This window comes from Microvirga lotononidis, from assembly GCF_034627025.1.
GTDB classification, from domain to species: domain Bacteria; phylum Pseudomonadota; class Alphaproteobacteria; order Rhizobiales; family Beijerinckiaceae; genus Microvirga; species Microvirga lotononidis.
This window is the reverse complement of the sequence record NZ_CP141048.1, coordinates 917,501-931,131: the sequence shown is the minus strand read 5'-3', so window position 1 is coordinate 931,131 and position 13,631 is coordinate 917,501. Positions and strand designations below refer to the sequence as shown.

At 63.1% G+C, this 13,631-nt stretch carries 10 protein-coding genes and 1 rRNA gene (1 of these 11 cut by a window edge); 9 read left to right on the top strand and 2 right to left on the bottom strand.

The features are described from left to right. The first annotated feature begins 4 nt into the window (after positions 1-4). Positions 5-697 carry an XdhC family protein gene (locus U0023_RS04375; protein ID WP_009763558.1) on the top strand — a complete coding sequence of 231 codons (693 nt, stop codon included), beginning with the start codon at positions 5-7 and terminating at the stop codon, positions 695-697. After that, positions 694-1,740, top strand: a complete 1,047-nt coding sequence (locus U0023_RS04370; protein ID WP_009763559.1) for a molybdopterin-binding protein — start codon at positions 694-696, stop codon at positions 1,738-1,740. The genes U0023_RS04375 and U0023_RS04370 overlap by 4 nt, the downstream gene beginning before the upstream one ends. A gap of 141 nt (positions 1,741-1,881) precedes the next feature. Here the strand turns inward: U0023_RS04370 and U0023_RS04365 are convergent, their stop codons facing one another. Continuing rightward, positions 1,882-2,100 (bottom strand): hypothetical protein, encoded by a 219-nt coding sequence (locus tag U0023_RS04365; RefSeq protein ID WP_009763560.1) that lies wholly within the window; start codon positions 2,098-2,100, stop codon positions 1,882-1,884. Between the two features lie 175 nt (positions 2,101-2,275). On the opposite strand from U0023_RS04365, the gene U0023_RS04360 reads away from it, so the two are divergent. Then, positions 2,276-2,896, top strand: a complete 621-nt coding sequence (locus U0023_RS04360) for a hypothetical protein (RefSeq protein WP_009763561.1) — start codon at positions 2,276-2,278, stop codon at positions 2,894-2,896. Positions 2,897-3,026: 130 nt separating this feature from the next. Here U0023_RS04360 and U0023_RS04355 read toward each other — a convergent pair whose 3' ends face one another. Further along, complete coding sequence (locus U0023_RS04355; protein WP_009763562.1) at positions 3,027-3,836, bottom strand: Crp/Fnr family transcriptional regulator; 810 nt, start codon at positions 3,834-3,836, stop codon at positions 3,027-3,029. A gap of 250 nt (positions 3,837-4,086) precedes the next feature. On the opposite strand from U0023_RS04355, the gene U0023_RS04350 reads away from it, so the two are divergent. From U0023_RS04350 to U0023_RS04325, 6 genes are all read left to right on the top strand, one after another. After that, positions 4,087-5,604, top strand: a complete 1,518-nt coding sequence (locus U0023_RS04350) for an ATPase domain-containing protein (protein WP_009763563.1) — start codon at positions 4,087-4,089, stop codon at positions 5,602-5,604. Further along, positions 5,588-6,631, top strand: coding sequence for a sensor histidine kinase (locus U0023_RS04345; protein WP_009763564.1), 1,044 nt, complete (start codon positions 5,588-5,590; stop codon positions 6,629-6,631). The genes U0023_RS04350 and U0023_RS04345 overlap by 17 nt, the downstream gene beginning before the upstream one ends. 137 nt (positions 6,632-6,768) lie before the next feature. Beyond that, entirely contained in the window at positions 6,769-6,987 is a 219-nt protein-coding gene (locus U0023_RS04340; RefSeq protein WP_040638701.1) for a hypothetical protein, read from the top strand. Further along, positions 6,987-9,923: a GAF domain-containing hybrid sensor histidine kinase/response regulator gene (locus tag U0023_RS04335; RefSeq protein ID WP_009763566.1), complete on the top strand. Its 2,937-nt coding sequence runs from the start codon at positions 6,987-6,989 to the stop codon at positions 9,921-9,923. The genes U0023_RS04340 and U0023_RS04335 overlap by 1 nt, the downstream gene beginning before the upstream one ends. Positions 9,924-10,025: 102 nt before the next feature. Beyond that, the gene (locus tag U0023_RS04330; RefSeq protein WP_009763567.1) at positions 10,026-11,786 is read left to right on the top strand and encodes a histidine kinase famiy protein; all 1,761 of its coding nucleotides are present in this window, start codon (positions 10,026-10,028) and stop codon (positions 11,784-11,786) included. 783 nt (positions 11,787-12,569) lie between these two features. Then, positions 12,570-13,631: ribosomal RNA gene (locus U0023_RS04325) — 16S ribosomal RNA — on the top strand; it runs 425 nt beyond the window's last position.

The following is a 13,631-nucleotide window of genomic DNA, read 5'->3' as shown; positions in this document are numbered from 1 at the left end:
GAGCATGCGCCTGGACCTCCTGTCGCGTCTGAACGCGGAGCGCGCTGCCCGCCGCGCCGCCATCCTCGTGACCGATGTCGAGGCGGGCGAGCAGCGTCTCGTCTTGGAGGCGGAGGTCGGGAGCGACCCCCTGGCCCAGGAGCTTCAGGGGGCTCTGCGCCAGGGCAAGAGCGGTTTCATTGAACGGGATGGGCGCCGATATTTCCTGACCGTGCAGGCACCGCCGGTGAAAGTGATCGTCATCGGGGCAGTGCATATCAGTCAGGCCCTTGCGCCCATGGCCAAAGGCCTCGACCTCGACGTCACCATCATCGATCCGCGCACCGCCTTCGCGACGCCGGAACGCTTCCCCGACGTTGCAGTCGTGGCCGAATGGCCAGACGCGGTGCTGCCCGACATCGGGATCGACCGCTACACGGCTCTCGTCGCGCTCACCCATGACCCGAAGATCGACGATCCGGCGCTCACGGCGGCTCTGCGGTCGGACAGTTTCTACATCGGTGCGCTGGGCTCGCGCAAAACCCACGAGCGCCGCGTTCAACGCCTGACCGCGTCCGGGTTCACCGAAGCGGACATCGCCCGGATCCATGCGCCCATCGGTCTCGACATCGGGGCCGTTTCGCCCGCGGAGATCGCGCTCTCCATCCTGGCCGAAATCGTCGCGAGCCTGCGCAAGGAGCGGAGGCGCTTGACGTGAAGTTCGGACAGGTTCCGATCGAGGAGGCCGTCGGAGCCCTGGCGGCTCACAGCGTCAGGGCGGGCGAAACGATCGTGAAGAAAGGGACCCTCGTCACAGCCGAAATCGCCGGGCGCCTGAAGGAGGCCGGGGTCGAGACCCTCATCGCAGCCCGCTTCGAGCCCGGCGACATCGCCGAGGACGATGCGGCCTTCCGGCTCGCCCGTGCCCTGGCGGGAGACGACGTCGCTGTCGAAGACCCTTTTACGGGACGCTCCAATCTCTACGCCGAAACCGCGGGAGTGCTCGTCATCGACGTCGATGCCGTCCATGGGCTCAACGCTGTCGACGAGGCCATGACGGCCGCCACCCTGCCGGCCTATAAGCCCGTCGTCGCGGGAGAGATGGTCGGCACCGTCAAGATCATTCCCTATGCCATTCCGGAGGTCCTGCTGCAGAAGGGCATCGCGCGAGCCGGCGACGGCGCGCTGCGTATCGCACCTTACCGGCGGCATGCAATCGGGGTCGTCTCGACGGTCCTTCCCGGCCTCAAGCCGAGCGTCGTCGACAAGACCCTGGCCGTGCTTGGCCGACGGCTGGAGCCTGCGCAGGCGCGGATCACGCAGGATCACCGCGTGCCGCACGAAGCCGCTCCCCTGGCCGAGGAACTGGCACTGCTGGCGCGGGGCGACGCGGAACTCATCGTTATCTTCGGAGCATCGGCCATCGCCGACCGTCGTGACGTCATCCCCTCGGCCATCGAGATGGCGGGCGGGCGGGTAGAGCATTTCGGCATGCCGGTCGATCCGGGAAACCTGCTTCTTGTCGGGTCCATTGGCGGCAAGCCCGTCATCGGCGCGCCCGGCTGCGCCCGGTCCCCGAAGGAGAATGGCTTCGACTGGATCCTGCACCGCCTGCTGGCCAATGTGCCTGTGACCCGGGCGGACATCATGTCCCTGGGGGTCGGGGGGCTTCTCATGGAAATCGTCTCCAGGCCTCAGCCACGGGCGGGCGGGGAAAGCGCGGGATGGACGGACGTTGATCCTGGAGAGAAGGTTGAGTAAGGGCTCGCAAGCAGAGCGCCTAAAGGCGGCCTTTGGCGGAGGGTAGACCCGATGCGGTGACAGGACGTGGTTCTGCGCTGACCGATGTCGCCGCCATAACACCTTGCTGTCCTGTCCTCTCCCGAGGCCTCGGTAAGAATATCAGTGCGTCTTCGATCCCGACTCGAGCGACAGGATCGCTTTCTGCAAACCTGGAGGGAGTGGCTGCTGAAGGAATTCAGCGTACATCTCGCATAATGTCGTGCCGATCCGCTCCTGGGCTTCGGCCTGCATGTCGTTCCAGAGATCGTCGTCCCGCCATGCATGAGGCACAACGATGATATGGCCTTCAGGCCAGTCCTCGTCAGCTCCAGACTCCATCGGTATCCCCACCAGTCGCCTTACTTTCGAAGTGCGAATTCAACTGATTTCGCGACAGACCGTTCCGGCCCAATCCGCATATTCTTATAACTTATGTTTATTTTGCGTTTGTAGCGGAGTAACAGGAACGTGAGGAGCTTAGCCACGTTGCTTCCATCATCGTAGGAGGCCGGGGATGCTGAAGCTCAGAATGCCACTTTCAACACGGGCGAAGCCTGGAAGCATATTGGCTCTGGCTCTGATCCTCCCGGTAGCGGCGGGAAGCGTACCGGCCCACGCCGAGGGGATTTTCGCATTCCTCCAGGCACTCACCCAACCTGCTGCCCCGCCGCCCCCGCCGGCTCAATCCTTTGGGTACCAGCCCGATCAGGGACTTGAACGATCCTACCAGAAGCCTCGGCCACGGCCGAAGCCCGTCGTTCTGGAGCAGCCGGAGATCAAGAAACCCGTCGAGCCCAAGCCGATCGGCGAAATTGCCAATCCTGTTCCGGCGCTTCTGGCCGACAGCACCTTGCGTCCAGGTGACATGGTGATGTTTCCCGATGGATTGCGCGTATTTACCGGCCGACCGGGGGAGGCGCACAAGCTTGCGGACTTCAAGCCCCTGGCCCAGGCAGGCAAGCACCTGTCCCGTGAGACACGAAAGCTCGTTGCTCATCTGCTCCCGGCAGAAAACATCGCGTGGAATACGGATGCGGTGAAATCCGGCGGCATGCTTGCTTCCAACACGAATGATGTCTCGACCACGGGAAGCGTGAACAGGTTCAAGAGCCGAAAGGACTCGCGTTCGCGATAACGGTTCATCGAGCAGAGCACGCCCGGCTTGCCCGGGCGGCTCGCGCAGCGTGCCGGCCTTGATGATGCGCCGGCCCCTTGCAGAGGTCACGTGCTTCCAATGCGCCCTGCCGCAGGAGGGTGAAAGCGCGTCAGGCCTTCATCCTTGAGCCAGGGTGCCTGCTACCTGCTGCTGCCTTCTGAGCCGAACTCTCCTCGACCGTGGGATAGACGCCCGCCAGCACCTGTTCGAAATGGCGGCGAAGAGCATTGTTGCACCCGCATGACAGGCCATCCAACCTGTCCATGTCCCGGACACGGACGCCGCCTCTGCGCGTCTCCAGCAAATGCCGGCGCTTTAAGGACTGAATAACGCGGCTGACATAGCTTCGTCCGACGCCCATCATGCTGGCCAGCTGTTCCTGGGTCAGGGGAATGTCATGGTCGCCCGTTCGGTCGATCGCCGCCAGCAGCCATTTCACAGTGCGCTGCTCGATCGTATGAACCGCATTGCACGCCACAGACTGGAAGACCTGCGCCAGCATGCAATCCGCGTAGCGGGCGAACAGATGCCTCAGGCTAGGCGACCGGGTTTCGAACTCCTCGAGATCCGCAGTCGATAAGCGCAGGAACGGACCTGGGAACTGGACTTCGGAACGGGCATAGGCCGGAAGGCGTCCCTGGCTCACGATCCCGCCGACCGCTCCCTCGCGCCCGATCAGGGCCGTTTCCACCGTGAGACCTTCCTCGAGCTCTACCACGAACGAGACCAGGCTGGGCCCACAGGGGAAGTAGACGAACCTGACCTCGTCTCCAGGCTGGTAAAGCTTCGATCCGGCTTCTCCCTCCCATTCCTGAAGCGAAGGCGCCACGATGGCCAGGTCTTCAGGTCTGAGGGCACTCAGAAGATTGTTGCCGGCAATCCTTTCCCTGAGGCGTGATGGGATCGTGGCAGGCTGCATTGGGCGTCCTTCCTCCATGGCTTCGGCTGGTCCAACGCACAAGAGCAACTTACGTTCAACTGTGAACATAACCTTGGCGATGTGTGCACATGTGGACAGACAGGTCCGCGGCTCCTATCTACAAGATCATGCTAGCGCCTCCTCATGAGGGTCACATCGTATCGCTGAGCTGAACGTCGGATCGTTGAGCAGCATGGGACTGAGGCGTTGACTCGGACGTGATCGAAACAGTTGACCCGTTGAGACTTCCATGACGTTACCGTCGCATTCCGATGCCGCCCCGGTTCCGACCGGGGTTCCCGGCCTCGACGATATTCTCGCCGGCGGGTATGCCGCCAACCGCGCTCACCTCATCGAGGGGCGGCCCGGCTCGGGAAAGACGACGCTGGGGATGCAGTTTCTCCTTGCCGGGGCAGAGCAGGGGGAACGTTGCCTCTACATCACCCTGTCCGAGAGCAAGCGTGAACTCCTGTCCGTCGCCTCGCGTCATGGCTGGGCCCTGGACGGTATCGAGATCTTCGAACTGGTGCCACCGGAACTGAGTCTCGACCCGCAGCAGCAACAGAGTCTCGTCTACTCGTCTGATCTGGAACTCGGTGAGACAGTCCGCATGGCACTGGCGGAGATCGAACGGGTGAAGCCGAGTCGGGTCGTGTTCGACTCCCTGTCCGAGATCCGGCTGCTGTCCCAGGGTTCCTTGCGCTATCGGCGGCAGGTTCTGGCCTTGAAGAGCTATTTCCTGCTCAACGATGCCACTGTGCTGATGCTCGACGACCTTACATCCGAGCAGGACGATCTCAACCTGCACTCGATCAGTCATGCCGTCATCCGTCTCGAGCAGGTTGTTCCAGCCTATGGGGCGGAGCGGCGCCGGCTCAGTGTCACCAAGATGCGCGGAACCGCCTTCCGGGGCGGCTATCACGATCTCGTCATCCAACGGGGCGGGCTGCGGATCTTCCCTCGCCTCGTGGCATCCGATCACCATACGTCGTTCGCACTCGAAACAATCCCCAGCAACATCGGTGAACTCGATACCCTTCTTGGCGGAGGGTTGAGCCGGGGGACGAGTACCCTGGTTGTCGGCCCTTCGGGCGCGGGCAAGTCCACGCTCGCGCTCGGCTATCTCTGGGCCGCCCTGGAGCGCGGTGAGCCGGCCTTGATGGTCAGCTTCGACGAGACGACCGGTATCCTGATGCAAAGGGCAATGGGGGTCGGCTTCGACCTGACGGCTCATGTGGAGTCAGGACGATTGCGGATCGAGCAGATCGATCCGGCCAATGTCTCACCCGGTGAGTTCTCGGGCCGGGTGCGGGATGCCGTAGAGCAGGGAGGTGCCAAGGTCGTGCTGATCGACAGCCTGACCGGGTACCTGAATGCCATGCCGGAGCAGCCCTTCATCGTGCTTCAGATGCACGAGCTGCTCACCTATCTGAACCAGCAAGGCGTTGTGACGATCCTGATCCTGGCACAGCACGGCATGGTCGGCCACATGGTCTCGCCGATCGATCTGACCTACCTGAGCGATGCTGTCGTGTTGCTTCGGTTCTTCGAGGCCGACGGGCGGATCCGGAGAGCGTTGTCGGTGGTTAAACGGCGCACGGGCCCGCACGAAGATACGATCCGCGAATTTCGGATCGACAGCCAGGGCTTGCGCGTTGGTCCGCCACTGGAGCAGTTCCGGGGTGTGTTGACAGGCGTACCGACATTCGAGGGCCGACGCGCCTCGCTTCTCGAGGAGCGTGAGACCGACGATGACGCAGGCCGATGAGGTATCCGTGCTGATCCTTGCCCCGCACGGGCGGGACGGCGTGGTGGCAGCGGCCATTCTCGGCGAAGTCGGAATCAAAGCCACTATCTGCTCCAGTCCCGAGACACTCGTTGCGGGGTTGGATGCGGCAGCCTGCGGGGTGATCACCGAGGAGGCTCTGCTCAGCGCCGACCGGCGGGAGCTTGCCGCCTGGGTCGAACGGCAGCCACCCTGGTCCGATTTTCCGTTCATTCTGCTGACCCATCGCGGCGGCTCGCCGGTCGAGCACCTGACCGAGTTGCTCGGCAACGTGACGGTGCTGGAGCGTCCGTTCCATCCGACAGTCCTGGTGAATGCCGTACGTTCGGCGCTGCGCGCGCGCCAGAGGCAGAGGGAGGTCGAGGCCCATCTCGAGGAGCGCCAGCGGACGCATGAACGTCAGGCCCTGCTGATCCGCGAGCTGCATCACCGGGTCAAGAATACGCTTGCGACGGTACAGGGCCTGCTTGGAGCCACGGCCCGTTCCACGCGCTCGGTCGACGAATTCTACAATTCGTTCTCGGACCGGATCGTGTCCCTGTCCAATACGCACAATCTCCTGACGGAGGATTACTGGCAGACGGCGCCGCTGATCGAGATGTTCAGGAATGAGCTGTCCCATTACGATGACGGCGCACAGCGGCGGATCACCCTGGACGGGCCACCCGTTGAGCTTTCGGCCGATCTCGCAGTGCCGATCGGTATGGCTGTGCATGAGTTGACGACGAATGCGGCGAAACACGGGGCGCTCTCGGTTCCGGGCGGGCAGATTTCCGTGGTGTGGGCCGTGCGTGATCGGGAAGCGGGGCGCCGCCTCGACATCAAATGGCTGGAGCGCGGCGGTCCACCTGTCGAGAAGCCCAGTCGAAAGGGTTTCGGCTCGACGTTGCTGCATCGGGTTTTGACGCATCAGTGCCATGCGACGATCAGCATCGCCTATGATCGCGAGGGATTGTCCTGCCACATGGATATTCCTCTCGTCGAGGAAAGGCTCGTGCCGGAGTATTGAATGTCTCAGGGGATCTGAGTGAGGCTCGGGTGACTACCCATCGCGGCTTCGCGCCTGCGCCTGACGGGCGAAAGCCGGTCTGCCTCGGCCTTTGTGACGCATTCGCGCTCTCTTGATTGGCTAGGCGTGACATCTAGATGCCCTCTCTCACTGGACTTGTCTTCATGCCCTTCGATCCGACCCACAACGTCTCGCTCACGGCGGAACCGGCCCTGTTCATTCGCGCGCAGAATAGGTCTAGCCGTCATCGGGATATGGGCGAGGCGGTCCGGGTGAGCCTGCGTCTGTTCCAGAGGCTGGAGCGCCAGAACCAGCGCAACAGGGCGGCACGGCCCTCGGACCAGGCTTGCGGGTAATGGATAGCGAGCCAGTTTTTCCGGCCAGCCCTGGCTTCCTGTCCGGTGGCGGTGAGATGGGGGCTCTGATCCGGTCCCATGACTGGGCGGCCACACCTCTGGGTCCTCCTGCGACCTGGCCGCAGGCCCTGAAGACGGCTGTCAGCCTCATGCTTCTGGCGCGCCAGCCTGCCTATGTCGCCTGGGGCCCTGAGCAGATCTCGCTCTACAACGACGGCTACATTCCCATCCTCGGCACCAAGCATCCAAGCGGGCTGGGGCAGCCTGCGCCGATCCTGTGGGCGGAGGTCTGGGACACCCTGGGACCCATCAACGCGGCGGTGCTCGCGGGTGAGGCGCAATGGTTCGAAGACATGCCGTTCGCGCTCGCCGGACGAGACCGGGACATGAGCTGGTTCAGCTATTCCTATACGCCGCTCCGGGGCGATGACGATCGGATCATCGGCATCTTCTGCGTCGCCCAGGAGACGACGGCCAAGGTGCTGGCCGGCCGCCGCATCCAGGCCGAACGAGAGCGCCTGACCCGGATGTACGAGCAGGCGCCCGGCTTCGTGGCGCTGCTGGAAGGACCGGAACACCGGTTCGGATTGGCCAATCCTGCCTACCTGCAGGTCGTTGGCCGGCGTGACATCATCGGCAAGACCATCAGCGAGGCTCTGCCGGAAGCTGTCGAGCAAGGCTATGCCGATCTGCTGAACGAGGTTTATGGCAGTGGCAGGGCTCTGCGACTGGCCGCCGCGAAATATACCATTCAACCGAGGCAGGGCGAGCTGGCTACGGAACGGTACGTCGATTTCGTCTATCAGCCGCTGACCGATGCGGACGGCGCCGTAACCGGGATCTTCGTGGAAGGGTATGACGTCACGGATCGGGTTCGTGCCGAAACCCATCGTCGGGCGCTGGTCGAGCTCGGGGATCGCATCCGGGACATCGCCGATCCTGACGAACTTTCGTTCGCGGCGGCCGAGATCCTCGGCCGAACCCTCGAGGTGAGCCGGGCCGGTTATGGTACGGTCGACAAGGCGGCCGAGACCATCACGATCGCCCGCGACTGGAACGCGCCGGGCATCGAGAGCATCGCAGGCGTCCTGCACTTCCGCCAATACGGCTCGTATATCGAGGATCTCAAGCGCGGTGAAACCGCCGTGATCGCCGATGCCGACAGGGATCCACGCACCGCCGGTACGGCGGACATGCTGAAGGGCATCAGCGCCCAGGCCTTCATCAACATGCCCGTGACGGAGCGGGGGAATCTCGTCGCGCTCCTGTTTCTCAACCATGCCACGGCGCGCGAATGGCGCGAGGACGAACTCGCCCTCGTGCGCGAGGTGGCCGAGCGCACCCGGACCGCGGTCGCGCGGCTGGAGGCCGAGCAGGAGCTGCAGGCGCTGGCCGCATCGCTGGAGCAGCAGGTCTTGGAGCGGAGCGCCGAATACGACCGGGTATGGCGCAACTCGCGCGACCTTCTCGTCATCGTTGGTGCCGACGGCATCTTCCGGGCCGTCAATCCAGCCTGGACGACCATTCTCGGCCACGAGCCGGACGAGGTGGTCGGTCGCAGCTTCCTGGAGTTCATCTGGCCTGAGGATGCCGCTCTGACTCAGGATGGCCTCGACGAGGCGGCGGCGGCGCATGATCTGACCAATTTCGAGAACCGCTACCGCCACAAGGATGGAACTCCTCGCTGGATCTCCTGGCACACTTCTGTCGAGGGCGATCTGGTCTATGCCTACGGGCGCCACATCACGGCCGAGAAGGAGGCCGCCGCGGCCTTGGCCCAGGCCCAGGACGCCTTGCGTCAGTCGCAGAAGCTGGAGGCGGTGGGGCAGCTCACGGGAGGCGTGGCGCACGATTTCAACAACCTGCTCACGATCATCAAGTCGTCCACCGACCTGCTGCGCAAGCCCGGCTTGCCGGACGAGCGGCGGCGGCGCTACGTCGATGCGATTTCCGACACCGTCGATCGTGCGGCCCGTCTGACAGGCCAGCTCCTGGCTTTCGCCCGCCGGCAGGCCCTGAAGCCGGAGGTGTTCGATGCGTCCGACCGGATCCGCGCCATCACCGACATGCTGCGCACGGTCGTCGGCTCGCGCATTCGGATCGTCTTGGAAATGGTCAGCGAACATTGCCTGATCGAAGCCGACATGAGCCAGTTCGAGACCGCGCTGGTCAACATGGTGGTCAATGCGCGGGATGCCATGAACGGCGAGGGCACGCTCACGGTACGGGTGGATGAGGCGTCAGGAGTGCCGGCCATCCGGGGACATCGGAGTGGGACGGGCCCTTTCGTTGCCGTTTCGCTGACGGATACCGGGAGTGGCATTGCGCCGGACGAGCTCGCCCGCATCTTCGAGCCCTTCTTCACCACCAAGGAGGTCGGCAAGGGGACAGGGCTCGGGCTGTCGCAAGTCTATGGCTTCGCCAAGCAGTCCGGAGGCGATGTGGCCGTGGAGAGTGAGGTTGGCCGTGGCACCACCTTCACCCTGTATCTGCCGCGCATCGACGAGACCGTTGTTGCCAGGGGCGCGCGCAATGTTCGGTCAGGCTCGGCCCCCGAGGAGGGACGCGGCCGCCGGGTGCTCCTGGTGGAGGATAACGTCGAGGTGGGGCGCTTTTCGACGCAGGTTCTCCAGGATCTGGGTTACGAGACCACCTGGGCGGCCAATGCTGCCGAAGCCCTCGTTCTTCTGCAAAGTACGGACGATTTCGATGTCGTTTTTTCCGATGTAGTCATGCCGGGCATGAGCGGGATCGAACTCGGCCAGGAGATCCGGCGGTGCCATCCGGGCCTGCCGATTGTCCTGACGTCGGGCTACAGCCATGTGCTGGCCGAAAAGGGCCGACACGGCTTCGAGCTGCTGCAGAAGCCCTATGCGGCCGAGGAACTGTCGCGGATCCTGAGACGTCTTACCGGAGGCCGCCATTCATCACGATGATGGCTCTTGTCCGGGTGCCATGCCGGCTGGTGACGATTGCCAGTTCCCGGATGTTTACAATCATGAGGCGAGACCCAGGTCGAGCCGGGTCGCAAGGTCTTTATGAGTCACGATCAGATCGACAAAAAGCAGGGTGTATCGAGGAACGAGGCCGATATCCAAGGTGGAGGCCAGAGCGTCGGTCGCCCTGCCGCGGGCGAGCATGAGCATGCCTCCTACAATCCCACAGGCGGACCTGGTGTTCATCACTGGCAGGAGGCGAGGATCAGCGAGCCGGGTCTCGACGACCGCAGCAATGTGTTCTTCGCCGCGATCGAGATGACCCGGATGCCGATGATCCTCACGGATCCAAATCTTCCGGACAATCCCATCGCCTTCGCCAACCGGGCCTTCCAGGATCTGACCGGATATACGGAAGAGGAGGTGCTCGGGCGCAATTGTCGCTTCCTCCAGGGCGCCCTGACGGACAAGGAGGCCGTGGCCGAACTGCGCAATGCGGTCCGCGAGCAAAGGGCCATCTCCGTCGAGCTCCTCAACTACAAGCGGGACGGAACACCCTTCTGGAACGCTTGTTTCATCGGCCCCGTCTTCGACAAGGACGGGAAGCTTCTCTACTTCTTCGCGTCCCAGCTCGACGTGACGCGGCGGCGGACGTCGGAAGCCGCCTTCCGCCAGGCGCAGAAGATGGAGAGCATCGGCCAGCTCACGGCAGGCCTCGCTCATGACTTCAACAATCTGCTTCAGGTGGTTTCCGGTAACCTGGAGCTGGCGCTCTCCCGCACCCAGGACGATTCCCTGCGCCGTCCCCTGGAGAACGCCAGCCGGGCCGCCGAACGGGGTTCCAAGCTGACGAAGCAGCTCCTGGCCTTCGCGCGCAAGACACGGCTGGAGCCGAAGCCGACGAACCTGAACAATCTGATCGTCGAGTTCGGCGAGATACTGGAGAACTCGGTCGGCCCTCAGATCGAGGTGCAGCTCAGCCTGCGGCCTCGCGTGCCGCTGGCGCTGGTCGATCCGGTGCATCTGGAGATGGCCGTGCTCAATGTGCTGATCAACGCCCGTGACGCCATGCCGAAGGGTGGCACCGTCACGATCGGCACGTCCAAAGTGCACCTGAACGGTGATGCGGCCGCTCATCACCTGCCGCCGGGGGATTATGTGGCGCTCACGATCCGGGACGAAGGCGAGGGGATGCCGCCGCATGTGCTGGAGCGGGCGACGGAGCCCTTCTTCACTACCAAGGGGCAGGGGAGGGGGACCGGTCTCGGCCTCGCGATGGTCCACGGCTTCGTGCAGCAATCGCTCGGCCGGCTGGAAATCGAAAGCGAGCGGAAGGCAGGCACGACGATCCGCATGCTCTTTCCGGCTGCGGGAGCCCAGGAGCAAGCGTCGCACCAGCCGAGCCCAGGGCTTCCGCTGACGGAGCCCAGAGGGCAGGCGGAGACGATCCTCGTGGTCGAGGACAGCAACGATGTGCTGGACCTCGCCCGTGAGCACCTTACCGCCCTGGGATACAAGGTCCTGGTTGCAAGGGACGCCGACGAAGCGCTCGCCGTCTTCGGCAAAGCCGGCGACAAGATCGACCTGCTGTTCACCGATCTGGTGATGCCGGGCGGCATGAACGGCTTGGCGCTCGCCGATGTCGTGCGCGAGCGGGCCCCTGACATCGGGGTGCTCCTGACGACCGGCTACAACGATGAGCTGCTGATGGAGGAAAAGGCTTCGGTCGGAGCCGACGTCCTGGGCAAGCCGTATCGCCGCTCCGAATTGGCGGACCGGGTCAGAACAGCCCTCAACAACCGTGGCCGGGCGCGGCACCTTCCGAAGGTGGGTTCGCCGCAGGGGCCGCGGCACGAGGGGTGAAAGCCTGCTTTCCCGCACTTCGATCGCAGACTGACTTGATCCGAGTCCGATACCGGCTGGGCGGCGTAGGCGCTCTCTTGGGACCCTGCTGCATCGGGAGTTGACAAACGGGTTTGGAGGGGACATATCCGCAGCCCCGCCGGCTTGTGGCCGGGCGGGCTTCATTTTTCTTCCGACGCCGTTTGGGCCGGGATCTTCGGATGCCGCCGGGCGGGTCGCGATCGCGGTTCCTGCGGGATCCGGATCGACGCCACGAGCCATGAACGCCAGTCTTGGGTCAGTTCCTGCGGCTCCTCTGACGCCATGGAGAAGCATCCGGACAGCATTCGTTCTGTCGGATGAGCGCAACGCGGAGGGCGAATACGCTGTCTGCGGCCGCGGAAGCTTGCCCGAATACTGGACGGGCGGGGCGGGGTGCCGGTTTCGAATGATTTTCTTCGAAAAGGTGTTGACCGCAGCGGAGGGTTCGGCTAGAACCTCTTCATCGGCGGCGGGGTTCGGACGGATCCTGCGGCCAGCGGCTTCGGGGCCTGGTTGTCCTGGTAGGGACGGTTGGGCCTGCGTGGTTGTTTTGCTGTCTCCGGAGGAGGCGGCGTTGTTCTTTGACATTGTTGAGAGGGAAGAGAAGCGTAGGCGGCGGTGTCCTTGCGCCGGACCTTTTGGGGTTCGGGTGGATAGACATCGACCAGTTCTATGCTTTGGTGAGTACACCGCTTCAGGGCGACCTGGAGTGAGATGGACTCTGTCAATTTGCGTAGTGACTACAGTCGAGATCAAATTCTTCAACTTGAGAGTTTGATCCTGGCTCAGAACGAACGCTGGCGGCAGGCTTAACACATGCAAGTCGAACGGGCCCTTCGGGGTCAGTGGCAGACGGGTGAGTAACGCGTGGGAACGTGCCCTTCAGTTTGGAATAACCCAGGGAAACTTGGGCTAATACCGGATACGCCCGCAAGGGGAAAGATTTATCGCTGAAGGATCGGCCCGCGTCTGATTAGCTGGTTGGTGAGGTAATGGCTCACCAAGGCGACGATCAGTAGCTGGTCTGAGAGGATGATCAGCCACATTGGGACTGAGACACGGCCCAAACTCCTACGGGAGGCAGCAGTGGGGAATATTGGACAATGGGCGCAAGCCTGATCCAGCCATGCCGCGTGAGTGATGACGGCCTTAGGGTTGTAAAGCTCTTTCGCACGCGACGATAATGACGGTAGCGTGAGAAGAAGCCCCGGCTAACTTCGTGCCAGCAGCCGCGGTAATACGAAGGGGGCTAGCGTTGTTCGGAATCACTGGGCGTAAAGGGCGCGTAGGCGGCTTTGTAAGTCGGGGGTGAAAGCCTGTGGCTCAACCACAGAATTGCCTTCGATACTGCATGGCTTGAGACCGGAAGAGGTTAGTGGAACTGCGAGTGTAGAGGTGAAATTCGTAGATATTCGCAAGAACACCAGTGGCGAAGGCGGCTGACTGGTCCGGATCTGACGCTGAGGCGCGAAAGCGTGGGGAGCAAACAGGATTAGATACCCTGGTAGTCCACGCCGTAAACGATGAATGCCAGCCGTTGGCGAGCTTGCTCGTCAGTGGCGCAGCTAACGCTTTAAGCATTCCGCCTGGGGAGTACGGTCGCAAGATTAAAACTCAAAGGAATTGACGGGGGCCCGCACAAGCGGTGGAGCATGTGGTTTAATTCGAAGCAACGCGCAGAACCTTACCAGCCTTTGACATGTCCCGTATGAGGAGTGGAGACACGCCTCTTCAGTTCGGCTGGCGGGAACACAGGTGCTGCATGGCTGTCGTCAGCTCGTGTCGTGAGATGTTGGGTTAAGTCCCGCAACGAGCGCAACCCTC